The organism is Streptomyces sp. NPDC006733, from assembly GCF_040636125.1.
GTDB lineage: Bacteria > Actinomycetota > Actinomycetes > Streptomycetales > Streptomycetaceae > Actinacidiphila.
Genome location: NZ_JBEYJD010000003.1, coordinates 35,182 through 60,078 on the forward strand (window position 1 = coordinate 35,182; position 24,897 = coordinate 60,078).

The window sequence follows — 24,897 nt, forward strand, 5'->3', positions numbered from 1 at the left end:
GGTCCACATCCACCGACCGGACGGAGAACCGGAGATGGTCAGCACGGCGGGCACGGCCCGAACGGCCACGACGGCACCGAACAGCTTGCAACTACCCGGGATCATCCTCGGCGTGGGCCTGGGCGGCTTCCTCGACGGCATCCTGTTGCACCAGCTCCTGCAGTGGCACCACATGCTCACCAGCACCAACCACGACCGCATCGGCGTGAAGTACTACAACCCCGACACGGTCTCCGGGCTGGAGATGAACACCGTGTGGGACGGCATCTTTCACGCCGTTTGCTGGATCGCCGTCCTGCTGGGCCTGGCCGTTCTGTACGCGCGTGTCACCCACCACCGGCGGGCCGTGTGGACCTCGGCCGCCCTGTGGGGCTGGATCCTGGCCGGCTGGGGCCTGTTCAATCTGGTCGAAGGCGTCCTGGACCACCAGATCCTGGGCATCCACCACGTCCACGGCGGCCCCCACCAAAGCTGGTGGGACGCCGGCTTCCTCGCCCTGGGCGCCCTGCTCCTGATCGGCGGCTACCTGCTGCAGCGCGGCGCCCGGCCCTTCGACCCCGAGGCCGGTCGCCCGGCCGCCCGCACCGCCGAGCGCACCGAAGGCCGCGCCTGATGGACGGCAAGGAGCCCATGCACCACCCCGGCTCCGGCAGCGGCCCACTGGGAGCGGCCCTGACCGTACTGCTCCTGCTCGCCGTGGCGGGCGCCTACCTGCTCGCGGTGCGCCGGGCCCGGCGCCGCAACCCCGCCCAGGGCTGGAGCGGCCGACGAACCGCGTCGTTCCTCACCGGAACGGCCCTGCTCGCCGTCGCGCTGCTGCCCCCGCTGGGGCCGGCCGCGCACACCGACTTCCGCGCGCACATGGCCCAGCACCTGCTCATCGGCATGTACGCGCCGCTGGCCCTGGTGCTGGCCGCGCCGGTCACCCTGCTGCTGCGCACCCTGCCGCCCCGCGGCGGCCGGCGGGTCACCGCCGTGCTGCGCAGCCTGCCCGCCCGGGTGCTGGCCGACCCCGCCGTCGCCCTGCTGCTCAGCACCGGCACCCTCGGGCTGCTGTACTTCACCCCGCTGTACAACACCGCCATGGACCACCCCGCAGGACACTGGCTGCTGCACGTGCACTTCCTCGCGTCCGGATGCCTGTTCGCCTACGCCATCGCCGGCCCCGACCCCGCGCCCGCCCGCCCTGGGGTGCGCACCCGCCTGGTATACCTGGGCATCGCGATCGCCGTGCACGCACTCGTCGCACAAGCCATGTACGGCGGGTTCTTCGTCGACATCCACGCCCCCGTCGGCGAGGTCCAACAGGGCGCGGAGATCATGTACTACGGCGGGGACCTCGCCGAGCTCCTGCTGGCGGGTGCCTTGGTGGCCACGTGGCGGCCGGAGCGCCGCACCCGGGCGGCCGGGCGGCTCGGCCACCCGGAGTTCGGCGCCGCCACACCGCGCTGAGCGCACGCGGGCGCGGCTGCGGCTGCGGATATTCGATGGCGGGCCCGGCCGCCGCTGGCGAGGATCGCGGCATGGACATCCTGCTGGAGACCGACCGGCTGGTGCTTCGGGCCTTCACCGAAGCCGATACCGGCCATCTGCTCGCCCTGCACAACGACGCCGAGGTCATGCGCTTCATCAACGGCGGCCGGCCCACCAGCCACGACGAGCTCCGGACGCAGATCCTGCCCAAGCTCCTGCACGAGCACCCGTGCACCCGCACCCGCGGCTACTGGGCGGCGGAGAGCAAGGAGACCGGAGCCTTCCTGGGCTGGTTCTCCCTGCGCCCGCTGGACGAACACGACCCCGCCGTGGCGGAACTGGGCTACCGCCTGACCAAGGTGGCCTGGGGCCACGGCTACGCCTCCGAGGGAGCCCACGCCCTGCTCCGCAAGGGCTTCACCGATCTCGGGATCGAGCGCGTGACCGCCAACACCATGACCGTAACACGGCCTCGCGGCGCGTGATGGAGAAGGTCGGGCTGACCTTCCTCCGCGACTTCACCGGCGACTGGCCGGACACGATCGAAGGCTCCGAACACGGCGACGTGGAGTACGAACTCACCCGCAGCCAGTGGGAGCAGCAACCGTAGGCAGCGCGGCTACCCCCGCACGGACGCGGCCGCGGTGCTGCCCCGCTCGACCAGCGACATCTCCGCCACCTGCAGATCCGCGACCGCGTCACCCGCGACCACCTCGCCCGGCAGCCGCGCCGCGCACGCACCGAAGCCGGCGATGTCGCGCCGCAACGCCGTCAATCCCGGCCGGAACAGCCCCAGCTCGGCGGCGACCGCAGCCAGCCCAAAGGCGCCCGCCCGGCCGTCGGACAGCGCCCGCTCCGCGCGGTTCGGCTGTCGGCCCAGCTCTTCGGCGATGGCGAGAATGCGCTTGCGCGCGTGCTCGGAGACACCGCGCTTGCCGTTGACGGCGAACGACACCGCCCCCTTCGTCACCCCCGCGCGGCGCGCGATGTCCGTCACCGTCGGACGCTTCACGTGTGCTGTCTCCCTGCTCGGGGCGCTCCGCCGGACCGGATCGGCGGAGCGGCGACCACCCTGTGATCGACTCCGCCGGCCCCCGGGGCACCCGCGGAGCCGCCCGTCACCGGATGTACCGGCCCATGGCGTACCGCCGGCACGGCGCGCGGTGGCCGGGCCGTTCGCGCAGGTGCGCCGCATCGGCCCGGGTGGGTAGGGTCCTGGAGATCGAGCAGGGGGAGCCGCCGTCCATGACCGTACCGCCCATACTCCCGGCACCGGGCTGGCCGCACTGCGGTCACGGTGCCCTCTCCCCCGCGGACCCGGTCGGCTGCCGCGGCATCCGCCTCCCCGGCCACCACGCCTGCCTCGCCCACCTCGCCGATACCGACCGCGCCTCCTACCTCGCCGGGCTGGCCCCCGGCAGCGATGTCGACCTGCGCGGGACCCCGTTCACCCGGCCCCTGCTCCTCCAGGTCCTCGACGCCGTACGCGACCCCGCCACGGGCGACCCGCACTTCGGCTCCGCCTACTTCACCGAGGCAAGGTTCCAGGACAACGTCCGCTTCAGCGGCGCGCAGTTCGCCGGACCCGCGTGGTTCCACGACGCGACCTTCGCCGGGGAGGCCAGGTTCCGCGAGGCCGGTTTCCACGACGACGCATGGTTCAGCGGAGCACGGTTCACCAAGGACGCGGGCTTCACCCTGGCCCGATTCGCCAAGGACGCCTGGTTCGACGGAACACAGTTCACCGGGAACACCACCTTCGACACCGCGCTGTTCACCGGCGCGGCCCACTTCGACAGCGCCCGGTTCCGTGGACCTGCCGGCTTCCGCGAGGCCCGGTTCACCGCGCCCGCCTCGTTCAGCCGGGCGGTATTCGCCGCGCGGGTCTCGTTCAGCAGCGCGCGCTTCACCGAGGACGTACGGTTCGTCACCGCGCAGTACGCCGACGAAGCGGACTTCCGGAGTGTGCGGTTCGGCGGAGACGCCTGGTTCCAGAATGCGCTGTTCGGCGGCGACGCCCGGTTCTTCGCCGCCCACTTCGACGGCGAGACCTGGTTCGACGGGGCACAGTTCAGCGGGAACGCCCAGTTCCTCGACGCACGCTTCACAGCCGCGTCCCTCTTCGGCCCGATGGTCTGCGCCCGAACGGTCATCCTGAACGGCGCGGTGTTCACGATGCCGGTGACCTTGGAGATCGCGGCAGCCCAGGTCGACTGCGTGCGCACCCGGTGGGACGCGACGATGACGCTGCGGCTGCGGTACGCGGAGGTGGACCTCAGCCACGCGGTCCTCTCCGCCCCGGCCGCGGTCACCGCCCACCCTGCTCCCTTCGCGTACCTCCCACCGGCGGGCGAAGCCCTGCTGACCGGGGCAGCACCCCAGGTCCGGGTCGCGTCCGTGCAGGGGGTGGACGCCGCGCACCTGGTGCTGACCGACACCGATCTCACCGACTGCCTGTTCTCCGGAGCCTTCCACCTCGACCAACTCCGCCTGGACGGCCGCTGCACGCTGGCCTCGACCCCCGCCGGCTGGCACCTGCGCGGCGTGTGGCCGTACCGGTGGACCCGCCGCCGGACCCTGGCCGAGGAACACCACTGGCGCGCCCAGAGCGGCCACGGAGCCACTACTACGGCGGGCCACCCGCCGTCACCCCGCGCCTGGAGCGCGGGCCCGCACCACCCCGACCCCGCGCTCACCCCCGACCCCGAAGACGTCGCCGCGCTGTACCGCCAGCTCCGCAAAGCGTTCGAGGACGGCAAGAACGAACCCGGCGCCGCCGACTTCTACTACGGCGAGATGGAGATGCGCCGACACGACCGGACCTCCACCCCCCGCGGCGAACGCGGACTGCTCTGGGGCTACTGGCTGCTGTCCGGCTACGGCCTGCGCTCGTCGCGCGCCCTGGCCTGGCTGCTGGCCGCCATGTCCCTGACCATCTTGCTGCTCACCGGCTTCGGTCTGCCCGACCACGACCCCGACCCTGCCACGACCGGAACCCTGCGCAACGGCACCATCGCCCTCGCCACGAGCACGCCGGAACCGTCGCTGCGCGGCGGTCTCAGCCGACGCCTGAGTGCGGTGCGCGTTGAGAAGGCCACTCGCGTCGCCGTCAACTCCGTGGTCTTCCGGTCCTCCGGGCAGAACCTGACCACTGCCGGCACCTACATCGAAATGGCGTCCCGACTGCTGGAGCCTGTCCTCCTCGCCCTGGCCGCCCTCGCCGTACGCGGCCGCATCAAACGCTGAACCCGAGGCCCTATCGGAGCTGGTCGCGGCGAAGCGTCAGGTAGGCGAGCGCGCCGGCGCCGGCCGCCGGTTCGATGGCCCGGCCGTACGCCGCGCGGGCCTGCCGGCCGTGGCCCGGCCTGCGCTTGGGGAGTGCCCCTCGCGGACGACCCCTCGTCCGTACAGCGAAGGCCTCCGCCCCGATCCGACACCACCGCGCTCAGTTCTCCCACGAGGTTCCTCCCCCGGCGTCCTCGACCCGGTCCACCGGGTCCCGGGGAAGCGGGACCGCCTCCCTGAGCGCGCTCGGGACCTCCGGCTCCTGGAGGGGGTGCCAGGTGTTGCCGGCCTGGGCGGTGAGGACGATCAGCGCCGCCACGAAGACGAGGGAGGCCAGTACGAAGGATCCCTCCGTGAGGTCGGGATCGGCGGGGGCGGAGCGGCGCAGCAGGAGGAAGGCGTGCACGGCCGGAGCCGCCGCCCCGAGGGCGTAGGACCACAGGGCCACGGTATTGGTCGCGGTGTCCAGGTGGCGGCGGGTGGCCGGCGCGTGGCGGAAGAGGTCCTTCAGGTGCGCGCCGACGGCGTCCTGGAAGGCGTGGTCGCCGCCGATGTCGCCGAGACGCGGCTGGATGCCGACCGCCTGGTACCGGCCGATGGCACGGACGCGGTGGCCGACCGGCAAGGCGCGGGGAGGTGTCAGCTGCCCAGGGACACGTCGCGGCGGTCGAAGCCTCGGATTCCGATGGCGGCGCAGCAGAGGCTGAGCGCGACGAGCAGTGCGCAGTGGGTCCACTGGAGTCCGTTCTGCAGCGGATCGCCTCCCAGGTACCAGTGGAAGGGCGAGTAGGACTGGATCCAGTGCAGGCCCTTGATCTGCGGGAGGAACGAGTCGGCCAGGTAGGACACCACCGTCGCGTACGCGCCGCCGACGATCGCGTACGTCCGGCGGCCGGTGCAGGCGCCGATGCCGAACGCGATCGAGGCGAAGCAGCAGCCGAACAGGACCAGTTGCACCGTCATGGCGGCCAGGTTCGCCATGCTGATCGCAGCGAACTTCGCCGGTACGCGGAGGGCGAGTTCCACGACGAGCAGCACCGCGCCGACCAGGACGATCGCGGCCAGTACGGCGAGCCAGCGGGAGGTCGCCAGCCGCACGCGCCGGACGGGGTGCGCCAGCGCCAGGTCCAGCAGGCCGGCTTCCTCGTCGCCGGCGATCGCTTTCGTGCCGGCGCCGACGGCGAAGACGACGAGCAGGATCGGGACGAGCAGGCCGAAGACCGTGGAGCCGAAGTAGCCGGCTGCCGTGCCGTAGTCCTGGAGGTGGAACGCGTCGCGCATGGCGGTGGGGAAGGAGTCGATCGCGGTGGCCAGGCTGGAGTTCCGCCCCATGACCGGCCACATCGAGGAGTACATGGCCGCGATGGCGGTGATGGCCAGCGCCCATCCCACGAAGCCGCGGCGGTTGTCCGACAGGTGCTTGCGGAAGACGGTGAGGTTCATGCGGCGGCGCCTTTTGATCCGTTGCGCCGGGGCGCGTCCTGGTAGAAGGTGAAGAAGATCTCCTCCAGCTCGGGCTCCTCGGCCAGCAGACCGGTCGTCTCGTACCGGGCGGCGGCCTTCACCAGTGTGTCCGGGCTGCCGGTCAGGATCGCGCGCAGCACGCTGCCGCCGTCCGGCGTCGCGGTGACGGCGGCGTTCTGCAGCCCTGGCAGCGCCTCGAGGTATTCGGCGTCCACCGGTCCGGCGAAGGTGATCTCGACCTTGCGGTGTGCCGACTGGCGCAGCTTGTCGACGTCCGCCACGGTGACCAGTTCGCCCTCGCGGATGACGCCGACGCGGCGGCAGGTCTGCTGCACCTCGCTCATCACGTGCGAGGACATGAGGACGGTCTGCCCGCCGGCGCCGGCCTCCTGCACCATCTCGACGAACCGCTGTTGCAGGAACGGGTCGAGTCCGCTGGTCGGCTCATCGAGGATGAGCAGTTCGGGGGTGTGCATGAACGCCTGGACGACGCCGACCTTCTGCCGGTTGCCCTTCGACAGGGTGCTGATCCGGCGGGTCAGGTCGAGGTCGAGGCGCTCGGCGAGTTCGGCGATGCGCCCGGCGGGGACCCCGCCCCGCAGGTCGCCGAGGTAGGTCAGCGCCTCCCGTGCGGTCTGCCGGCCGTCGATCCGGAAGTCCCCGGCGAGGTACCCGATGCGGCCGCGCAGCGCCGCGTTGTCGCGCGGATCGGCGTCCAGGACGCGGACGGTGCCGGATGTCGGCCGGATGAGGTCGAGCAGGAGGCGGATGAAGGTGGTCTTCCCGGCACCGTTGGGTCCGAGGAAGCCGAACACCTCCCCGCGTTCCACGGTCAGGTCGAGCCCTGCCAGGGCGGTCTTGCCCGTGCGGGCGTTCCCGTACCGCTTGACCAGGGCCACTGCTTGGACAGCGCTGTCGGTCATCGCCGCATCATCCCTCCTGCTTTCCTACAGGCCGTTGTCCCGTTTGAACTCCTCGACGAGGTCGGGCACGCGCTCGGCGATGAAGGTGAAGAAGTCCCGCGCGATGCGCACCCGCCCGGCCTCCGGTGCGTCCTCGTCGCCGATCAGCTGGACGCCCTTGGCCATCAGCACGCCGAGCGCGGACCAGACGGTCCGGCCGTTGAGGGTCGCGGTGATGAGGGCGTCCGGCAGCACTTCGTAGGCGTGCCCGCGCTGCCCCGGACGGGCCACCCTCCGCGCGAGCTTGGCGCCCTCCAGCATGCGCATGCCGGTGGACACCGAGCCCTTGGACAACTGGAGCGCCTCGGCCAGCTCGGCGCTGGTCTGGTGCGGCGGATCGCAGATCATCAGCCAGCCCAGGAGCTTCCCGTACGCGGGGGGCATGCCCAGGGTGGAGTAGAGCAGGCCGAACTCCTCGGCGTACTCCCGCTTGGCTGCCGGGTCCACCACCCCTCCTTGCTTTTGAACGTTCAGAACTTACTGAATATTCAATACCTGCGGCGAGCGGTTGCGCAAGGCCCCCGGGCCCCGCCCCGGTTCCAGCGGGCTGAAACCGGGGTGAAACCGCGGTGAAGGCGCTGTGCCGCAGTCTCTGCGGCATGACGACAACGACAACGCCCGCTCTCGCCATCGCGGCCCAGGGGCTGCGCAAGGCCTACGGGGACAAGACGGTCCTCGACGGTATCGACCTGGCCGTGCCCGCCGGCACCGTGTTCTCGCTGCTCGGGCCGAACGGGGCCGGGAAGACCACCGCGGTGAAGATCCTCTCGACCCTCATCGGCGCGGACGCCGGCGAGCTGCGCGTGGGCGGCCACGACCTGGGCAGCGACCCGCAGGCCGTGCGGGCCGCGATCGGGGTCACCGGGCAGTTCTCCGCCGTGGACGGTCTGATCACCGGCGAGGAGAACATGCTCCTGATGGCCGACCTGCACCACCTGGCCCGCGGTGAGGGGCGCCGCACCACCGCTGAGCTGCTCGAGCGGTTCGACCTCGCCGACGCGGCGAGGAAGCCCGCGTCCACCTACTCCGGCGGCATGAAGCGCCGGCTCGACCTGGCCATGACCCTGGTCGGCGACCCGCGGATCATCTTCCTCGACGAGCCGACCACCGGCCTGGACCCGCGCAGCCGGCACAACATGTGGCAGATCATCCGCGAGCTGGTCGCCGGCGGGACCACCGTCTTCCTGACCACGCAGTACCTCGACGAGGCCGACGAGCTCGCCGACCGCATCGCCGTGCTCCACGACGGGAAGATCGCCGCCGAGGGCACCGCCGAGGAACTCAAGCGGCTCGTCCCCGGCGGCCACGTCCGGCTGCGCTTCACCGACCCGGGCGCCTACCGGTCCGCCGCCGTCGCGCTGCGCGAGGTCACCCCGGACGACGAGGCGCTGGCCCTGACCATCCCCAGCGGCGGCAGCCAGCGCGAGCTGCGCTCCATCCTCGACTGGCTGGACGCCACCGGCATCGAGGCCGACGAGCTGACCGTGCACACCCCCGACCTCGACGACGTGTTCTTCGCCCTGACCGGCGGCACCACCGTCCCCACCCCGTCCAAGGAGACGACCCGATGAGCGCCCTTGCCCTCGCCGTCCGCGACACGAACACCATGCTGCGCCGCAACCTGCTGCACGCCCGGCGCTACCCCTCCCTCACCCTGAACCTGCTGCTCACCCCGATCATGCTGCTCCTGCTGTTCGTCTACATCTTCGGCGACGTGATGAGCGCGGGCATCGGCGGCACCGACCGTTCCGACTACGTCGCCTACCTCGTCCCGGGCATCTTGATGATGACCGTCGGCGGCACCGTGATCGGGACCGCGGTCTCGGTCTCCACCGACATGAACGAGGGCATCATCGCCCGCTTCCGCACGATGGCGATCCACCGGGGGTCGGTCCTCATCGGGCATGTGGTGGGCAGCCTGCTGCAGTGCGTCGCCAGTGTGGTGCTCGTCGGCGCCGTCGGGATCGCCATCGGTTTCCGGTCCACCGACGCCACGGCGCTGGAGTGGCTGGCGGCCTTCGGACTGCTCGTGCTGTTCTCGCTGGCGCTGACCTGGATCGCGGTCGGGATGGGGATGGCCAGCCCGAACGCCGAGGCGGCCGCCAACAGCGCCCAGCCGCTGATCCTGCTGCCGCTGATCTCCAGCGCCTTCATCCCGGCCGACACGATGCCCGGCTGGTTCCAGCCGATCGCGCAGTACCAGCCGTTCACCCCCGCCATCGAAACCCTGCGCGGCCTGCTGCTCGGCACCGAGATCGGCAACAACGGGTGGATCGCGGTCGCCTGGTGCGTCGGCCTGGCCGCACTCGGCTACCGCTGGTCGACGGCGTCGTTCAACCGCGACCCGCGGTAGCGGCCATGGCCGCGCGGGCCGCCTCCCGCAGCTCGTCGCGCCCCAGGGCGGCGTACTCCGACACCGCGTCGGCGTACGCCGCCCCGTCGGCGTTCTCGGCCGCCGCGCGGGCGCGCTCCGCCGACATCGTCGGCTGGAACTCGCGCATCACGCCCAGCCGCGCCGCCAGCGCGACCACCCGGACGGCGCCGCGGTCGCCGGAGGCGAGCCCTGCCATGCCCAGCGCGTGCAGCACCGTCCCGAACAGCGGCAGTTCGGACGGCGGGCCGGCCGGGCCGGCGAGCAGCGCCCACAGGTGCTGCCGCAGCCGGTCGACGGCGTCGGCGACCGGGGCGAGCCGGCCGGCGTGCGCGTGGGCCGTCACCGCCACGGACTGGATCAGGTACGCCCACGGGTCGAGCCGGGACTCGTCGCCGTGCGTCGGGACGGCCGCGAGCATGCGCTCCACGGTGCCGCGCCACAGGCCGAGGCCGACCTCCGTCAGCCCGCGGGCGAGCGCGACCTCGGCGCGCCCGCCGAGGGCGGGGCGGTAGAAGTCGTCCCGCTGCGGGGTGGTGTCGCTCTCGACCTGCCGCAGCCACTGCTCCGCCTCGTCGATGGCGCCGCGCTGCAGGCAGGCCAGGACGAGCAGCGAGCGGATCCCGATGTAGTCGTGCCCGTCGCCGAGCCGCGGCAGCACCGCGAGGGCCGCCGTCAGGTGCTCGTACGCCTCCTGTCCGCGCCCGGTGCGCAGGCACAGCTCGCTCAGCCGGGAGTGCGCCATCAGCCGCACGGACGGATTGTCGACCGGCGCCAGTGCGGCGACCGTGCGGCGGGCCGAGACGAGCGCGCGGTCGATGTCGTGCTCGAACTCCCAGACGTAGCAGGCCAGGCACTCGGCGATGCCGGACAGCAGCGGCTGCTCGCTGGCACACAGCGCGCGCAGCACGGCGTAGTCGGGGGGCCGGATGTCGGGGACCGCGCTCAGCACGACCGCGGTGGCGCGCATCAGGGTGTCAGGCGGGGCCACCGGCAGCCGTCGCAGCGTCACGAGCTGGCGCACGGCGCGCGGCCCGGGGCCCATGAACACCGTCACCGTGCCCAGGACCGCCGCGGTGCGGGCGACGTCGACGTAGGCGGGCTCGGGGCGGTAGTGCGACAGCGGCGGGCCGGTGTCCGCGGCGAGGGCGGCGAGGCGGGGGAAGTTGGTGCCGGTGGACCACAGGCCGGCGAGGACGGCGGCGGTGGCGGCGGTGGCGGGGTCGTCGCCCCGGGCCAGAGCGTGGCGCAGGGCGAGGACGAGGTTGTCCTGCTCGGCCTTGATCCGCTCCCAGGCGGCCGACGACTCCGGGCCGAACAGCGCGTCGTGGTGCGCGACCCCGAAGTCCCGCGCCCAGGTGAGGAACCGGCGGACGGCCGCCTCGTCCTCACCCGCCTCCGCCCGCCGGGCCGCGCTGAACTCCCGTACGGTCTCCAGCATCCGGAACCGCACCCCGGCCGGTGTGTCGGTGACCGTGATGAGCGACTGGCCGGCCAGCTGCTCGAGCAGGAGCAGCGCGTCCGCGCCGAGGACCTGCTCGGCCGCCTGCTCCGTGCAGCCGCCGGGGAAGACCGACAGGGTGCACAGCGCCGCGCGGGCGTCGTCCGCGAGCAGGTTCCAGCTCCACTCCACGACCGCCTGCAAGGTGCGGTGGCGTTCGGGCGCGTCGCGGGCCCCGCCGCGCAGCAGCGCGAAGCGGTCGCCGAGGCGGCGGGCGATCTCCGGCACGGACAGCACCCGCACCCGGGCCGCGGCCAGTTCCACCGCGAGCGGCAGCCCGTCGAGGTGGCGGCACAGCTCGGCCACCGCGTCCGGGGGCAGCAGCACGTCGCGGCGAGCGGCGCGGGCCCGTTGGGTGAACAGCTCGACGGAGGTGTCCAGGCCGAGTTCGGGCAGCGCGTACACCGCCTCCGAGGTCAGGTCCAGCGGGGCGCGGCTGGTGGCGAGCACCCGCAGTTCGCCCGAGGACGAGACCAGGGCCTGGACGAGGGCGGCGGCGCCCCGGACGACCTGCTCGCAGTTGTCGAGGACCAGCAGCGCGGGCCCGGTGCCGAGCATGCCGCGGATGCCGGCCACCGGATCGGCGGCGCCGGGCCCGGCCCCGCCGGGCCGTCCCTCCCCCGCGCCGAGCGCGGAGGCCACCTCCGCGGCCACGTCCTCGTCCGCGGTGACGCCGGCGAGCGGCACGAAGAACACCACGCGCTGCTCGGCCCGGCGGCTGACCGCGTGCGCGAGCCGGGTCTTGCCAAGGCCGCCGGGGCCGACGACGGTCACCGCGCGGGAGGCGCGCAGCAGCCGCTCCACCGCCGTGATGTCCTCGTCCCGGCCCAGGAGCGGGTTCGCCTCGTGCGGCACGCCGTGCCGGACCACCGGCGCCTCCCCGCGCAGCAGCTCCTGCTGGACGGCCCGGAGCGCGGCGCCCGGATCCGTGCCGAGATCGTCGCGCAGCGCACGGCGGTACGCCTCGTAGCGCATCAGGGCGGCGGACGGCCCCGCCGTCGCCGCTTCGCCGCGCAGCAGCTCGGCGAGCACTTCCTCGTCGCGCGGGCTCTGCGCGGCGGCCGCGGCCAGGGGTTGCGCCGCCTGCGCGTGGCGTCCGAGGCGGGCGAGCGCGAGCGCCCGCGCGCGGACGAGCGCGGCCCGGACGGGGGCACGCGCGGTGCGCAGCGCGGCCACGGGGTCGTCCCGGTCGCCGTCGTCGTCCGGGGTGCCCTCCCACAGCGCGAGCCCGGCCTCGGCCGCGGCCAGCGATCCCGCGTGGTCCCCCGCCCTGGCCCGCTCCGCGCAGGCGGCGGCGTGCAGGAGCAACGCGGAGCTGTCGACCTGCTCCTCGGCGAGGGCGAGCCGGTATCCGGTGGGGGTGCTGACGACGACGTCGGCGCCCAGTTGCGCCCGGGCCCGGGAGACGAGGACCTGCAGCGCCTTCCCCGGCCGCTCCGGCAGCGCGTCCGGCCACAGTCCCGCCACCAGCCGCTCGCTGCTGCAGCCCGTCCGCAGGTCGGTCGCGAGCAGCGCGAGGAGCGCACGCAGCCGGGGCGCGGTGACCTCCTGTCCGCGGTGGGCGACGCGAGGAAGCAAGGTCAGGTCGGTGGTCACCCGTGCAGAGTAGTCGGACGCCGGGGGCCGGACGCCGGCTCGTCGAGGTCCCCTGCCGCGCCGGATCACCGGCCGCCGGGCGGAAGATCCATGTCCGCCCTCGTGCGGCTCGCGGAATACATCGCACACGAACCGACCGCTTGCCCGATGCCGCAGCCAGGTCCGATGCGTAACCGCCAGTACCTCGGCCCCCGCGTCCAGCCGGACACGCCCCGAGCCGACCGCGTCGAACGCGAACTCGGGCAAGCGCCGTCGCAGCTCCGCGACGCACGCCACGGGCACCGCGACCTCCAGGTCGCCGTATGGCCGCGACTGCTCACCGCAGAACAGGTCCAGCACCCAACCGGCCGCGACGTACCCGGGCGTGCCGGTCCGCCGAGCCGTTTCGCCACCTGGTCCGGCCGCCAGGCGTCCGCCCGGCGGACCTTCAGTTCGTCCGCGCCGAGCGGGACGCCGCCGGGCGCCACAGGTGCGGTCACCGGCCCAACGTACGCCGCACGCCGGGCTCCCGGCCCCACCGCGGCCGCCGGCGTCCCGGGCCGTCAGCGCACGATGAGCCAGATCGCGCACGGGAGGGCTACCGTCCCGGCCACCGCGAACACCACTCCGCCCAGGCGCAGGGTCCACATCGGCGGAGGGATGGTGGGCGGGAAGTGGCGCTCGTGGGATCGCTTGACGAGGCGCTGGTGAAACCAGCCGGAACCCGCGGGAGTGGTGAGGGCGATCCCGGCGGGCAGGGCGAGGAACGACCAGACGAGGAGGAACCAACCGGACGACGGGGGGTTAGCACCGTGTTCTGCCGCGAGGGTGATCATGCGGGGCGTGTACCCCACGGACGCGGAATGAGATCCCTCCACTTGGCGACACCAGGGGCCGGCACCGGGGGCTTTCCACGATCGGGCTGCGACCGCGGGCCCGATCGGCCAGGATGTCCACGGGTTCGACGGCGCCGAATCACCGGGGGGTGGGGGGACATGGCCGCTGCGCGACCGGGCCTGGTGGTCTTCCTCGCCGCCAAGGCGGCATCGGACATCGGGTACGCGCTGGACTTCGTCTGCCTGTCGGTGTTCGTCTGGGAGCGCACCGGCTCCGCCCTGGCCACCGGGCTGGTCAGCGTCGCGCTCTACGCCGGGGCGATCCTCGGCGGCCAGGCGGGCAGCCGCTACGGGCGCGCCTGGAACCGGCGCGGGGTGATGATCGGCGCGGACGCCGTCCGGATGGCGGTCCTGGTGGTGCTCGCGGTGCTGCCGGCCGGGGCGCAACTGGCCTGGCTGTACCCGGTGGTGTTCTTCCTGGGGGTCGGCCGGTCGGTCTTCGAAGCCACCTTGTCGGCGGCGACGCCGGTGCTCGCCGGTCCGCGCGTGCAGACCGTCAACAGCGTGCTGGCCGGGCTCAAGGGGATCGCGTTCGTGGTGGGGATGGGCGCGGCCACGGTCGTCGTGCCGGTCCTCGGCTACCGGGGGGTGTTCGGGCTCGACGCGGGCACGTACGCGCTGTCCGGCCTGGTGCTGTGTGCGCTGCGGCTGCCGCTGCGCGAAGCGGCGCCCGGGCCGGTGCCCGCGGACGCGGCGGCAGGTGCGGGCCTGCCGGCGGCGAACCCCGGGCCGGTGGTACGGGGATCCGGTCGGCCGACGTGGCCGCTGCTGGTCCTGACCGCGGTGGCACCGCTGGTGGTGCTGCGCGGGTTCGACGCGTTCGGCAGCGCATCGCAGCAGGTGGGCCTGCCCATCCTGGGCAGCCGGCTGCGGCCGGACGCGCCCGAGCTGTTCGCCGGCACCATGTGGAGCGTCTGGGCGGTCGGACTGTTCCTGGCCGGGTTCGTGCTGCGGCCACTGGCCACCCAGCTCGTGGCGCGGGCGCCCGCGCAGGTGTTCTGCCTGTCGACCATCGTCATGTCGCTGGGATTCATCGGGGTGTTCTGGCTGCCGGGCTGGTGGCCGCGGCTGCTGGCGGCGCTGGTCGCGGGGGTGGGCGACGCGTTCAGCGAGATCACCTTCAAGCAGGCCCTGCAGCAGCTGCCGGACGAGGAGCGCGGGCAGGCGTTCGGCTTCTGCCAGATCGTCGTCAACGGCGGTCTGATGGCCGGGTTGGCGGTGACGAGCGTGGTGCTGACCCCGGACCTGGCGGCCCGCTGGGTCCTGCTGCTGCACGGCCTGCCGATCCTGCTGGCCGGGTGGCTGGTGCTCACCGCCCAACGGCCCCGCCGGGTACGGGAGCAACCGCAGGAACAGGAGCAGCCCACATGACCGGCGACGACCGTCCCGCGCCGGCCCCGACCGGCCGCGACGCGGCCACCGGCGGCACCGCTGACGGCATCCCCGCAGACACCGCTGAGGGCCTCCCCGCAGGCCCCGGTGCGGACGCCGGCGCGCCGCGCGCCTACCTCGACCACGCGGGCCTCGGCCTCCTGCGCGCCCCCGCCCTCGCCGCGATGCGCCGCGCCCTGGACGAGGTGTATCCGCACGGCAGCGCCCGCATGGGGCGGATCTTCCCGGCCCGGACCGCGGCCCGGGCGAGCGCCGCCCGCCTGCTGGAGTGCTCCCCCGACGAAGTGGCGCTGGTCCCCAACACCTCCACCGGCCTGCACCTGGTGGCCGACGGCCTGCACTGGGTGCCCGGCGACGAGGTGGTCGTCTTCGACCGGGACTTCCCGGCCAACGTGCACCCCTGGCGGGCCCTGGTGGCGCGGGCGGGCGTGCGGTTGCGATGGGTGCCGATGCGCCGCGGCGGCTACGAGACGGACGACATCGCCGCCGCGATCACGCCGTCGACCCGGCTGATCGCGGCCAGCCACGTCAACTTCGCGACCGGCTTCCGGCTCGACCTGGACCAACTGTGCGCGCTGGCCGCCCCGGTGGGCGCCCTGGTCTGCGTGGACGCCGTGCAGGGCTTGGGCGCGCTGCCGCTGTCGACGGCCCGCACCCCGGTGGACTTCGTCGCCGCCGGGGCGCACAAGTGGCTGGGCGGCCCGCCGGGCACCGGCCTGTTCTACTGCCGCGCCGAACGGCTGCCGCTGCTGCGCTCGGTGCCCGCGGGCTGGTTCGGCTTCGACGGGGCCAACGACATGCTCAGCAAGGGGCCGGGGCACTTCCGCTACGACCTGCCCCTGCGCTCGGGCACCGGTCGGGTGGAGGGCGGCATGTACGACGTGCTGGGCATGGTGGGGCTGGCGGCCGCCCTGGACGAGCTGGCCGGCGTGGGCGTCGAGGCGGTGGTGCAGCGCCTCGGGATCCTGACCGGGCGGCTGCGGGAGGGGCTGGCCTCGCTGGGCTACCAGGTCGTGTCCCCGGCGCGCGACGGTGCGCGGTCGGGCATCGTCAGCTGCACCGATCCGCGCCGGGACGGCGGGCAGTGGGTGCAGGAGCTGATCGCGCGCGGCATCCACGTGTCGTACCCGGACGGCATGATCCGCATCTCGCCGCACTACTGGACGACCGACGCCGAGGTCGAGTTGTTGCTCGACGCGCTGGCCGTTCCCTCCGCCGGACCGAGAATTCGCCGCTGAGCAAGGGCTTGGCAGCAACTGCCCAACATCTTGCGGCCGTTGACCGGTCATGCGAGAAAGGATCCGTACTCGTACCGACAGGTGCGGGACTTCCTGCAACGGAGGGGATTCCTGATGGAGAAGGAATACGAGAGCTGGGAGCAGCTCGAGGACGAGGTCGAGGTCACGACTGGCGCGGCCGACTGCTGGACCTGTCTGATCGACGCCGGCGCCTGACCGTCGTCCCGCACACCACGCTCCCCGCGGCCGCGCCTGTGCGACCGCGGGGAGAACTTCTCTCACCCGGGGGCTGCAGTGGAACGGTGGCGGTTCAGCCACGGCGTGGTCGGCGTCAACGCTCCCAGCTGGTTGACGTTCGAAGTGCACCGGCCGTACCTCGACGGCGGCGACTCGCCGCTGACCGAGATCCAGGCCCGCGCCCCGCTGCTGGCCGCCCGGCGCTTCGAACAGCGCGCCGCGACCGCCCTGCGGTTCGGGATGAACATGCCCGTCAGCTACCGCCGGCTGCTGGTCGAGGAGTCACGGCTGCACGCGTACCGGGCCGTCGTCCCCACCGACCTGCCCCCGCACCTGGCGTCGCCGTCCTGGACCCGGCTGACCACGGCCTACACGCGCCGCGACGAGCTCGACCCGGTCGACCGGGCCACGCTGGCCCAGTGGCTGGTGGCGGTGTGCCTGCCCGAAGCGGTCCTGCGGGTGGTCCCGGACGATCTCGACCCGGTGCGCTGCCACGACGAGGTCGAGGCCACCGCCCAGGCCGCGCGGGCCGCCGCACTGTTCCAGGCCGAGGGGCTGTCCGCACGCACCGCCGCGGCCTTCCGGGTGCTGACCGATCACCCGCGGGAGACGCTGTGCCACGCCCAGGCCGCCGGCTCCTGGGGCTACCTGCTGGCCCGGCACGCCGGTGACGACGCCGCGGCCCCCGACCTGGCCCGCCAGGCCCGGGAACTGCTGGCGCGGGCGGCCGCCGACCGCACCGCGTTCGAGTACGCCCTCGCGGCGGTCCGGCTGGACCTGCGCGAGGTCATGCGCGCCGAACGCGAGCAGGACTTCGACGGCGCCGCGGCGCAACTGGCCGCGGCGGACGCCTCGCTGGCGCCGCTCGCCCCGGACGGCCCGGAGGACGAACTGCTCCTGCTGGAGGCGCGGCGACGGCTGATCGACCGCCGGCTGGAGATCGCGGTACGCCGCGAGGACACCGCGGGCGAACAGCGGGCACTGGCCGAGGGCACCGCCCTGGACCCCTACTCGGTCAAGATCCGCATGCAGGCCGCGCAGGCACAGCAGCGGCAGGGCCGACCCGACCTGGCGCTCGCCGGCTACCTGCACGCCGCCCGGCTGGGACCGCTGGGCACCGGCTTCGCACTGCTGGCCGCCGCCGAGTGCGCCCAGCAGGCCGGCCACCCGGAATTCGCGCTGCTGCTCGCGGAACGGGCCTTCCGCGCCGCGCCGCGCTCGGCCCGCACCGCCCAACTGCTCACCGACCGCTACGCCGAGGCCGGCGAGGAACGGCTGGCCGAGGTGGTGCGCCGCGCCGTGCGGCGCCCGGACCGCCCCGCCTACGAGAACAACTGGCACTACCAGATGTACGCGTCGTACTTCAATCTCGGCGAGTCCCTCTCCCCGAACCTGTACGCCGCCCTGCCCACCCTGGCCTACCAGCACGCCGCGGCGGGCAGCGCCCCGGACATCACCTACCAGCGTCTGATGCCGCCGGCGTTCCGCGGCAACCTGGTGGGCGAGTCCGGGCTCGCGGAGTTCGCCGTCACCCACCCGGCGGACCTGCCGCAGCACCTGCGCACCCCGGCGTGGGAGCAGCTGTGCGCGTGGGTCGACACCTTCAAGAGCGCCGACCCGGACCGTCAACTGCTCACCTCCGCGCTGCTCTTCCGGCTCGGCTTCGGCCGGCTGGTGCTCGACCTCGTCCCACAGCGCCCCGCCGCCGACCTGACCGGGGCGGCCGAGCTGCGCCTGCACCACTGGCGCGACCTGGTGCGCTACGTGGGCTCGATCGGCGGCTCCCGGCAGCAGGTGGCCGCGCCCACCACCTCCTTCGCCGTCGCCAGGCACCCCGACTGCCCGCTGCGGCTGCGGTTCGTGATCGCGGTCTTCGCCGTGGTCTTCCACGCACGGGAGACGAAGTCGCTGGACGAGGCGCTGGCGTGGCGGGCCACCGCCGAGCAGGCGCTGGCCGAACTGCTCGCGGATCCCGCGTGCACGCCGCTGGATCGGCTGATGCTGGAGAGCCGGTTCTACCGCAGCGTCACCTACGTGCCGTTCCTGCAGCGGGACGAGGCCCGGTTGATCGCCGAGATGGACCGGGCCGAGGAACTGGCCCGGGCGATCGCGTCGACCACACCGTACGAGGAGTTCCTGCGCCGGGAGAACCTGCGCGCGTGCCTGGAGAGCCGCTCCAAGGAGGCCCTGGCCTTCGGGCGGGACGACCTCGCGCACCAGCGGATCACCGAGGTGATCGCCCTCGACCCGTACGAGCCCAAGAGCCACATCGAACGCGCCGAATCCCTCGTACGCCGAGGCCGCCACCGCGAGGCCGCCGACGCCTACCTGCGCGCCGCCCGCCTCGGCCCCACCTCGACCGCCATGAGCTACGGCCTGGCCGGAGAGTGTCTGGCCAAGGCGGGGCTGCCGGAGCTGGCCGAGGACTGCTTCATCCAGTCGCTGCGCATCGACCCGTACGCCGTGTCGTCCGCCCGCGGCTGGGCCGCCACCGGCTCCGACGACACCATGGGGGCCCTGGGCCGGGAGTACCTCGACGGCCTGGAGGCGTGGGCCGCGGGGCGGCGCGCGGCCAGGACGGCGCAGGGTGCGGGGGCGGTCGCGGCGACAGCGGACACGGTCCGGGAGGACGGGTCGTGACGCGCTGGTCACTGGCGGGGCAGGTTCAGCCCGGCTCCGACGCGGTGGTCGTGCCCGCCTTCACCGACCATCCGAAACAGCTGCCGTCCGCCGACTTCGCAGCCGCCTGCGGGTTCACCGGCCGCCCCGGCGAGGTGCTCCGGCTGCCCGGCGCGGCCGGCGGTCCCGCGCAGGTGCTCCTCGGCTTCGGCGCCGGCGCCGCCCTGCACGACGACGTGGTCCGCTCCGCGACCGCCCAACTGGCCCGTGCGGTCCGCGGGTTCGGGCGGCTGGGCCTGCGGCTGCCCGCACCCGACGAGCGGGCGCCCGGACCGTCGGCGATCCGCGCGGCCGTCGAAGGCTTCCTCCTCGGCGGCTACCGCTTCACCCGCCACAAGTCCGTCCTGGGCGGCCTGAGCGGGCCCGAACACGTCGACCTGCTCCTGCCCGAAGGCGGCGGCGCGGCCGATCACACCGCACTGGACGAGGGCCGGCGGCTGGCGGCCGCCACCTTGCTGGCCCGGGACCTGGTCAACGAGCCCGGCCAGGACCTGACGCCCGCCCTGTTCGCCGACCGGGCGGCGGCGGTGGCGGCCGACAGCGGGCTGCGGTGCGAGGTCTGGGACGAGGAGCGCATCGCCGCCGAACACCTCGGCGGCCTGCTCGCGGTCGGCCGCAGCTCACCGCGCCCGCCCCGCCTGGTGAAACTGACGTACCACCCGGACCGCCCGGCGGGCCACTACGCGCTGATCGGCAAGGGCGTCACCTTCGACGCGGGCGGGCTGTCCCTCAAGCCCAGCGCCGAAATGCTCACCATGAAGGCCGACATGGCCGGAGCGGCGGCTGTCCTCGGCGCGATGTCGGTCCTCGCGGCACTGCACTGCCCCACGCGGGTCGACGCCTGGCTGCCGCTGACGGAGAACATGCCCAACGGCGACCCGGTGCGCATCGGCGACGTACTGCGGATGCGCGGCGGCCGCACGGTCGAGATCCGCAACGCCGACGCCGAGGGCCGGCTGATCCTGGCCGATGCCCTGACTCTGGCCGGCGAGTGCGCGCCGGACGCGATGATCGACGTGGCCACGTTGACGGACGCCGCGCCCATCGCCCTGGGACGGAAGATCGCCGCCGTGATGGGCACCGACGACACCCTGGTGGACCGGCTGCGGCAGGCCGCGGACCGGGCCGGCGAGCCGGTCTGGCCGCTGCCGCTGTCCGACCGCTACCGCTGGCAGCTGGAGTCCCCGATCGCCGACCTCGTCAACTACACCATCGGCAACCGCCATGGCACCGCGCTGCTGGCCGGCCTGTTCCTGCGCGAGTTCGTCCCGCCGGGCATCCCCTGGGCGCACCTGGACATCCAGGGCACCGCGCTGTGCGACTCCGACGACGGCGAATGGGTCCAAGGCGCCACCGGCTTCGCCGTCCGCACCCTGACCACCCTGGTCCGCGAACCCTTCCACTCCCCCGTCTGATCCGGCGGAACGCTCCGCGCCCCCTGCGCGCGTTCCGCACTACTCGGGGACGGCCGCGGACCCGCCGGCGAGGATCTTGTCCGCGGCACCTGACCGGGCCGCCCCATCGACCGACACGCAGATGCCGAAGACGCGTGCGTGGCCGGTCCAGCCGTTGACGCGGCCGCGGTTGTTGCTGATCTGCACCCGCTGCCTGGCCGGATCCACGGCGGTCACCAGATGCAGGTACACCGTCCCGGCGACCCGGGCGAGGACGATGTCCCCGACCCCCACCTTCGACGGATCGACCGGAGCGACGACCACCCGCTGACGGCTGCGGATCAGCGGAACCATCGAGGAGCCGCTCGGCTGAAACGCCACGGTCGCCCCGCCGGCCACCCTGCCTGCCACTGCATCCAGTACACCCATGGGGGGATCGTGGCAGTCCCGGCCGATCCGCCCCACCGAATTACGCCGTCGCCGACGGGTCCGACGGCGCAAGCACGCACCGTCCCGGTCACCACACGTCGATGGACCAGATGTCGCCCACCCGATGGCCGTCCGGATCGGGGTCGCCCGACCCGTCCGGATCGTCGTCAGCGATGACGTGGATGCGGGCGCCCGACCCGGATACGCGGTAGCGGTGCATGTCGCGTGCTTTGTCGTCGAGCTCGACCGTGTGACCCAGAGCGACGGCGGCGGCCCGCAGTTCCTCGAAGGGGACCCGGTGCGTGAACGGTCCGTACTTCCGCGTGAGAGGGGACGGCACCGTGCTCGGCGACTGGTCGTACAGCAGTCGTTGGATCTTGACGCCGAAGCCGAAGCAGGACAGCTGTCCCTGCTGATCCGCGGAGAAGTTGATTTCCACGAGCCCGTGGTCCCGTCGGAGGGTGCCCCGGCCGGGAACGTCGAGGAATCGCGCACCCAGCGCGGCTTCCCAGCTGTCCGGGTGCGCGCCGACTCCCGCCCCGAGCACGTCGCAGCGGATGGCGACCTGGGCGTAGAAGTCCAGAGCGGACACGTGCTGACCTCCTCGGTTCTGCTGGCACATGGGTCGATCCTTGGTGCGGTGGCCCTCAGGTGAGCTGCTCTGCGAGTCCGACGACGAGGTCCTCGGGGCCGCGGACGTAGGCCAGTCGGTAGCTGGTCTCGAACCGGGCCACCTCGCCGACGAGTTCCGCGCCGTGGGTGCGCAGGCGGGCGAGGACGTCGTCGAGGCCGTCGACGGCGAACATGATGCGGCGGATGCCCAGCGTGTTCGTCGGCGCGGGCTTCGGTTCGGGGGTGATCGCCTTCGGCTCGTGGAACATCGCCAGCTCGATGCGGCTGTGGCCGTCCGGGGTCCGGAGCATGGCGACCTCCTGGCGGGAGCCGTCGATGCCGATGACCCGATCCACCCACCGGCCCTCGATCGGCATCCGGCCCTCCAGCTCCAGGCCGAGCTCGACGAAGAACGCGACAACGGCGTCGAGGTCCTCGACCACGATGAGGACGTTGTCCATCCGCTGGATCGTCATGCTGGGTCTCCTCCGGTGCTGGGGGCCTTCGCCGGCCGCTGCTGCCCCGGGGACGGAGCCGCGGGGCCGTTCTCGACATCCTCCGTCACATCGCCCTCAGGTTCATCGAGGAGCGCTCCCCCGGCCGGCAGATCGGAAGCGACCAGCTCGGCGGCGCGCGCGGGGTCGCCGTTCGCGCGCTCGAGCAGTGCTGCGACGTCATAGCCGGCGGAACCGCGGGCAGGGACGAGGCCGAGGGACATGCCGTGGTCGAACAGCGGCATGGACACGGAGGCGTCCAGGTCGGGACGGAGGCGGTGGAGCGCGCAGACCAGCTCCCAGGCGGCGGCGTCCAGCCGGGCCCGCTGCCGGGGGTCGCACGCGCTCACGGCGGCGGTCACGCCGACGCCGTCGGGCTCGTACCCCAGCAGGGCCGGAAGCAGTTCCGGAACGCCCATGATCCGGGCGGCGCCGAACGTGCGGACGTGCGCGCCCTCAGGGGCCTCGAGCAGCCCCACCAGCAGCGGGACCGCACGCCGGTCACGGCGCCGGGCCAGGCCGTGGATGCCCTCCTCGCGGGCGTCCGGGTCCCCGTCGGTCGTCCGCTCCCAGAGCGCGGCGCGGATCGCGGGGCTGTCGGCCTCGAGCTGGAAACCCAGCGTGAACGTCGCCCAGTTGCGGACCTCCGGGTCCTGGTCGCGGGTCAGGGCGATGAGTGCGCGGACGTCCGACCCGTCCGGCCGGCCGGTGGCGACCCACGCGAAGGAGCATGCCGCCCCGCGGCGGACCTCGGCGTCCTGGTGCCCGGCGAGGGCGATGAGGACGGGAACAGCGCGCTGGTCGCCGGTGCTTCCGATCGCCTCGGCCAAGGACCGCAGAACATCGTGCTCGCTCTCCCGCTCCGCGAGCCGCAGCAGCGCGGAGGCCGCCTCGGCCCGCACTGCCTCGTTCCGGTCGCTCGCGTCGCCCAGCACATCGCAGCCCGTCGCGCGCTCGGCCGGGTCGTCCGAAGCGATCAGGGTCAGGCCGCGGGACAGCGCCCCCGTCAGGTCGCAGGTACTCACGTCAGGCCGTTTCGCCGGGATCGTGGGTGATCAGGTCGCCCGGCTGGCAGGCGAGGACGTCGCAGATCCTCGACAGGGTCGAGAAGCGGATGGCCTTGGCCCGGCCGTTCTTGAGGACGGACAGGTTCACGACGGTGATGCCCACCTGCGCCGACAGTTCGGTGAGCGTCATGCCGCGCTGCGCGAGGATCCGGTCGAGGTGGATCCGGATCGAGTGGAGTTCCTCGTCGGGCATCAGATGGTCCCTTCGAGATCCTCTCGCATGCGCACGCCCTCACGCATGATCTTCCCCATGATCAGTGCGGCGAGACCGGCGAGAACGAGCACCTGCGGTCCGGACACCGTCGGCCCGGAACCCACGATCGGCGCCATGCTACCGACCAGCCAGGACTGCGACCAGCCGACGACGAGGCCGGCCACCGGCGTGCCCACGGTGACGAACCAGCCCAGCATGGAGAGTCGTTGCGACGCCGCGTCCGTGAACGGCCCCTCGGACACGACGGCCTTGAGCAGCCGGGAGAAGAGCAGCAGGGCGAGGGAACCGAACAGCAGCCAGGGCAGTTCGCCCCCGAGGTCGGCGGCGCGCTGCCCCACGGAGGGATCGTCCTGGCACAGGCGCGTGGTGCTGCCGGACGCTTTCACGCCCTGGCCGACCGGTACGGAGTCCGCCGCCAGCGGGGCGTTGCGCCAGAAGTCCGTCTGAACGCACACCGCCCCGTCGTCGAGCATGTGCGTGATGGCCTTGCCGACGAAGGCGAGCCCGCACAGCACCGCCAGCGCAAAGGTCACCGAGGCCAGCGTCCTCGTGAGTCGCGTGTTCATCGCGCCCCTCCCCATCGATTATCGATACGATCGAACGGTCCTCACAGTAGAGGGCATATCGATAATCGACAAGTTCGGTCGGGGGCGTCCCCGCCCACGCCCCGGCTACGCTGGCTGCGCATGACGCACACCGGGATCGAGATCACCGCGGAGCTCGTCCGGGCCCTGCTGCGCGACCAGCACCCCGACCTGGCCGAGCGCCCCCTGCGCCTGGGTGCGCGGGGCTGGGACAACCAGCTGTGGCGGCTCGGCGACGATCTCGCCGTGCGCCTGCCGTGGGCGACCGACCGGGCCGACGCGCTGCTGCGCAAGGAGGGCACCTGGCTGCCCGCACTGGCTCCGCGCCTGCCCCTGCCGGTCCCCGTCCCGCAGCGCCTCGGCGAGCCGTCCGCGCGCTTCCCCCGCCCCTGGATCGTCACCACGTGGGTACCGGGCGAGCCCGCCGACCGCGCCCCCGCCACGCGCGCCGCGCAGGCGGCCGACGCCCTGGCCGCGTTCCTGACGGCCCTTCACCGACCCGCCCCCGACGACGCACCCAGCGGCGGCTTCGGCCGCGGGGGGCCGCTCGCGGACCGCACCGAGCACTTCGTCCCGTACCTCGCCTCGGCCACCGAGCAGGGCCTGATACCCGACCCCCAAGCCGTCCGCGCCGTCTGGGACGACGCCGCCGCCGCGCCCGCGTGGGCGGGCCCGGCACTGTGGCTGCACGGCGACCTCCACCCCGCCAACGTCCTCACCGCGGACGGCACCTTCTGCGGCGTGATCGACTTCGGCGACCTGTGCGCCGGCGACCCGGCCTGCGACCTCGCCGCCGCCTGGGTGCTGCTGCCGGACGGCGCCGCCGACCGCTTCCACGCCGCCTACCGGCCGGCCCCGGACGCCGCGACCCTGCGCCGCGCCCGCGGCTGGGCGCTGCTGCAGGCCCTCACCGGCATCCTCGTCGGCGACGCGGGCGTGCACGGCCGCCCCGGCGGCAAGCCCACCTGGGGCCCGCCCGCCCGCATCGCACTCCAGCGCCTGATCGCCACCGCCCCCCGCTGAGCCCCGG

Annotated in this window: 23 protein-coding genes and 1 pseudogene; 11 read left to right on the forward strand and 13 right to left on the reverse strand. The window is 73.5% G+C overall.

The features are described 5' to 3' along the window. Positions 1 to 34 precede the first annotated feature (34 nt). From ABZ721_RS04235 to ABZ721_RS04245, 3 genes and pseudogenes are all read left to right on the forward strand, one after another. Positions 35 to 613, forward strand: a complete 579-nt coding sequence (locus tag ABZ721_RS04235) for a DUF2243 domain-containing protein (protein ID WP_358787026.1) — start codon at positions 35 to 37, stop codon at positions 611 to 613. Next, on the forward strand, positions 613 to 1,452 hold the full coding sequence (locus ABZ721_RS04240) for a cytochrome c oxidase assembly protein (protein WP_358787027.1): 840 nt from the start codon (positions 613 to 615) through the stop codon (positions 1,450 to 1,452). Before ABZ721_RS04235 ends, ABZ721_RS04240 begins: the two co-directional genes overlap by 1 nt. 71 nt (positions 1,453 to 1,523) lie before the next feature. Beyond that, positions 1,524 to 2,083: pseudogene (locus ABZ721_RS04245) on the forward strand (GNAT family N-acetyltransferase). Positions 2,084 to 2,092: 9 nt separating this feature from the next. On the opposite strand, the gene ABZ721_RS04250 reads toward ABZ721_RS04245, so the two are convergent. Beyond that, on the reverse strand, positions 2,093 to 2,485 hold the full coding sequence (locus ABZ721_RS04250) for a LacI family DNA-binding transcriptional regulator (protein WP_358787028.1): 393 nt from the start codon (positions 2,483 to 2,485) through the stop codon (positions 2,093 to 2,095). 233 nt (positions 2,486 to 2,718) lie between these two features. Between ABZ721_RS04250 and ABZ721_RS04255 the strand changes: the two genes are divergently transcribed. Next, the gene (locus ABZ721_RS04255) at positions 2,719 to 4,719 is read left to right on the forward strand and encodes a pentapeptide repeat-containing protein (RefSeq protein ID WP_358787029.1); all 2,001 of its coding nucleotides are present in this window, start codon (positions 2,719 to 2,721) and stop codon (positions 4,717 to 4,719) included. A gap of 199 nt (positions 4,720 to 4,918) precedes the next feature. Here the strand turns inward: ABZ721_RS04255 and ABZ721_RS04260 are convergent, their stop codons facing one another. Genes ABZ721_RS04260 through ABZ721_RS04275 form a run of 4 tightly spaced genes read right to left on the reverse strand, consistent with a single transcriptional unit; the run spans position 4,919 to position 7,631 of the window. Next, positions 4,919 to 5,383 carry a hypothetical protein gene (locus ABZ721_RS04260; RefSeq protein WP_358787030.1) on the reverse strand — a complete coding sequence of 155 codons (465 nt, stop codon included), beginning with the start codon at positions 5,381 to 5,383 and terminating at the stop codon, positions 4,919 to 4,921. 14 nt (positions 5,384 to 5,397) lie between these two features. After that, the gene (locus ABZ721_RS04265; RefSeq protein WP_358787031.1) at positions 5,398 to 6,201 is read right to left on the reverse strand and encodes an ABC transporter permease subunit; all 804 of its coding nucleotides are present in this window, start codon (positions 6,199 to 6,201) and stop codon (positions 5,398 to 5,400) included. Further along, complete coding sequence (locus ABZ721_RS04270) at positions 6,198 to 7,145, reverse strand: ABC transporter ATP-binding protein (RefSeq protein ID WP_358787032.1); 948 nt, start codon at positions 7,143 to 7,145, stop codon at positions 6,198 to 6,200. Before ABZ721_RS04270 ends, ABZ721_RS04265 begins: the two co-directional genes overlap by 4 nt. Before the next feature lie 24 nt (positions 7,146 to 7,169). After that, the gene (locus tag ABZ721_RS04275) at positions 7,170 to 7,631 is read right to left on the reverse strand and encodes a hypothetical protein (RefSeq protein WP_358787033.1); all 462 of its coding nucleotides are present in this window, start codon (positions 7,629 to 7,631) and stop codon (positions 7,170 to 7,172) included. Between the two features lie 152 nt (positions 7,632 to 7,783). On the opposite strand from ABZ721_RS04275, the gene ABZ721_RS04280 reads away from it, so the two are divergent. After that, on the forward strand, positions 7,784 to 8,755 hold the full coding sequence (locus tag ABZ721_RS04280; protein ID WP_358787034.1) for an ATP-binding cassette domain-containing protein: 972 nt from the start codon (positions 7,784 to 7,786) through the stop codon (positions 8,753 to 8,755). After that, entirely contained in the window at positions 8,752 to 9,537 is a 786-nt protein-coding gene (locus tag ABZ721_RS04285; protein WP_358787035.1) for an ABC transporter permease, read from the forward strand. Before ABZ721_RS04280 ends, ABZ721_RS04285 begins: the two co-directional genes overlap by 4 nt. On the opposite strand, the gene ABZ721_RS04290 is transcribed toward ABZ721_RS04285, so the two are convergent. Further along, the gene (locus ABZ721_RS04290; protein WP_358787036.1) at positions 9,518 to 12,652 is read right to left on the reverse strand and encodes a BTAD domain-containing putative transcriptional regulator; all 3,135 of its coding nucleotides are present in this window, start codon (positions 12,650 to 12,652) and stop codon (positions 9,518 to 9,520) included. The genes ABZ721_RS04285 and ABZ721_RS04290 overlap by 20 nt on opposite strands. A gap of 542 nt (positions 12,653 to 13,194) precedes the next feature. After that, positions 13,195 to 13,467, reverse strand: coding sequence for a hypothetical protein (locus tag ABZ721_RS04295; RefSeq protein ID WP_358787037.1), 273 nt, complete (start codon positions 13,465 to 13,467; stop codon positions 13,195 to 13,197). Positions 13,468 to 13,626: 159 nt separating this feature from the next. On the opposite strand from ABZ721_RS04295, the gene ABZ721_RS04300 reads away from it, so the two are divergent. The 4 genes from ABZ721_RS04300 to ABZ721_RS04315 all read left to right on the forward strand — a co-directional run bounded on the left by ABZ721_RS04300 (position 13,627) and on the right by ABZ721_RS04315 (position 20,488). Continuing rightward, entirely contained in the window at positions 13,627 to 14,898 is a 1,272-nt protein-coding gene (locus ABZ721_RS04300) for an MFS transporter (protein WP_358787038.1), read from the forward strand. Beyond that, entirely contained in the window at positions 14,895 to 16,157 is a 1,263-nt protein-coding gene (locus ABZ721_RS04305) for an aminotransferase class V-fold PLP-dependent enzyme (protein ID WP_358787039.1), read from the forward strand. The genes ABZ721_RS04300 and ABZ721_RS04305 overlap by 4 nt, the downstream gene beginning before the upstream one ends. Before the next feature lie 294 nt (positions 16,158 to 16,451). After that, positions 16,452 to 19,034: a hypothetical protein gene (locus tag ABZ721_RS04310; RefSeq protein WP_358787040.1), complete on the forward strand. Its 2,583-nt coding sequence runs from the start codon at positions 16,452 to 16,454 to the stop codon at positions 19,032 to 19,034. Further along, complete coding sequence (locus ABZ721_RS04315; protein WP_358787041.1) at positions 19,031 to 20,488, forward strand: leucyl aminopeptidase; 1,458 nt, start codon at positions 19,031 to 19,033, stop codon at positions 20,486 to 20,488. Before ABZ721_RS04310 ends, ABZ721_RS04315 begins: the two co-directional genes overlap by 4 nt. 39 nt (positions 20,489 to 20,527) lie before the next feature. Here ABZ721_RS04315 and ABZ721_RS04320 read toward each other — a convergent pair whose 3' ends face one another. The 6 genes from ABZ721_RS04320 to ABZ721_RS04345 all read right to left on the reverse strand — a co-directional run bounded on the left by ABZ721_RS04320 (position 20,528) and on the right by ABZ721_RS04345 (position 23,849). After that, a complete protein-coding gene (locus ABZ721_RS04320; protein ID WP_358787042.1) occupies positions 20,528 to 20,896 on the reverse strand; it encodes a S26 family signal peptidase in 369 nt (122 codons plus the stop codon). Between the two features lie 88 nt (positions 20,897 to 20,984). Continuing rightward, a complete protein-coding gene (locus ABZ721_RS04325) occupies positions 20,985 to 21,488 on the reverse strand; it encodes a hypothetical protein (protein WP_358787043.1) in 504 nt (167 codons plus the stop codon). 55 nt (positions 21,489 to 21,543) lie between these two features. Continuing rightward, entirely contained in the window at positions 21,544 to 21,984 is a 441-nt protein-coding gene (locus ABZ721_RS04330; protein ID WP_358787044.1) for a VOC family protein, read from the reverse strand. Then, the gene (locus ABZ721_RS04335) at positions 21,981 to 23,027 is read right to left on the reverse strand and encodes a HEAT repeat domain-containing protein (RefSeq protein WP_358787045.1); all 1,047 of its coding nucleotides are present in this window, start codon (positions 23,025 to 23,027) and stop codon (positions 21,981 to 21,983) included. The genes ABZ721_RS04330 and ABZ721_RS04335 overlap by 4 nt, the downstream gene beginning before the upstream one ends. A gap of 1 nt (position 23,028) precedes the next feature. Beyond that, positions 23,029 to 23,262, reverse strand: coding sequence for a helix-turn-helix transcriptional regulator (locus ABZ721_RS04340; protein ID WP_358787046.1), 234 nt, complete (start codon positions 23,260 to 23,262; stop codon positions 23,029 to 23,031). Next, positions 23,262 to 23,849 carry a DUF2975 domain-containing protein gene (locus ABZ721_RS04345; RefSeq protein WP_358787047.1) on the reverse strand — a complete coding sequence of 196 codons (588 nt, stop codon included), beginning with the start codon at positions 23,847 to 23,849 and terminating at the stop codon, positions 23,262 to 23,264. Before ABZ721_RS04345 ends, ABZ721_RS04340 begins: the two co-directional genes overlap by 1 nt. 120 nt (positions 23,850 to 23,969) lie before the next feature. Between ABZ721_RS04345 and ABZ721_RS04350 the strand changes: the two genes are divergently transcribed. Then, positions 23,970 to 24,890 carry a phosphotransferase gene (locus tag ABZ721_RS04350; RefSeq protein WP_358787048.1) on the forward strand — a complete coding sequence of 307 codons (921 nt, stop codon included), beginning with the start codon at positions 23,970 to 23,972 and terminating at the stop codon, positions 24,888 to 24,890. The last annotated feature ends 7 nt before the right edge of the window (positions 24,891 to 24,897 follow it).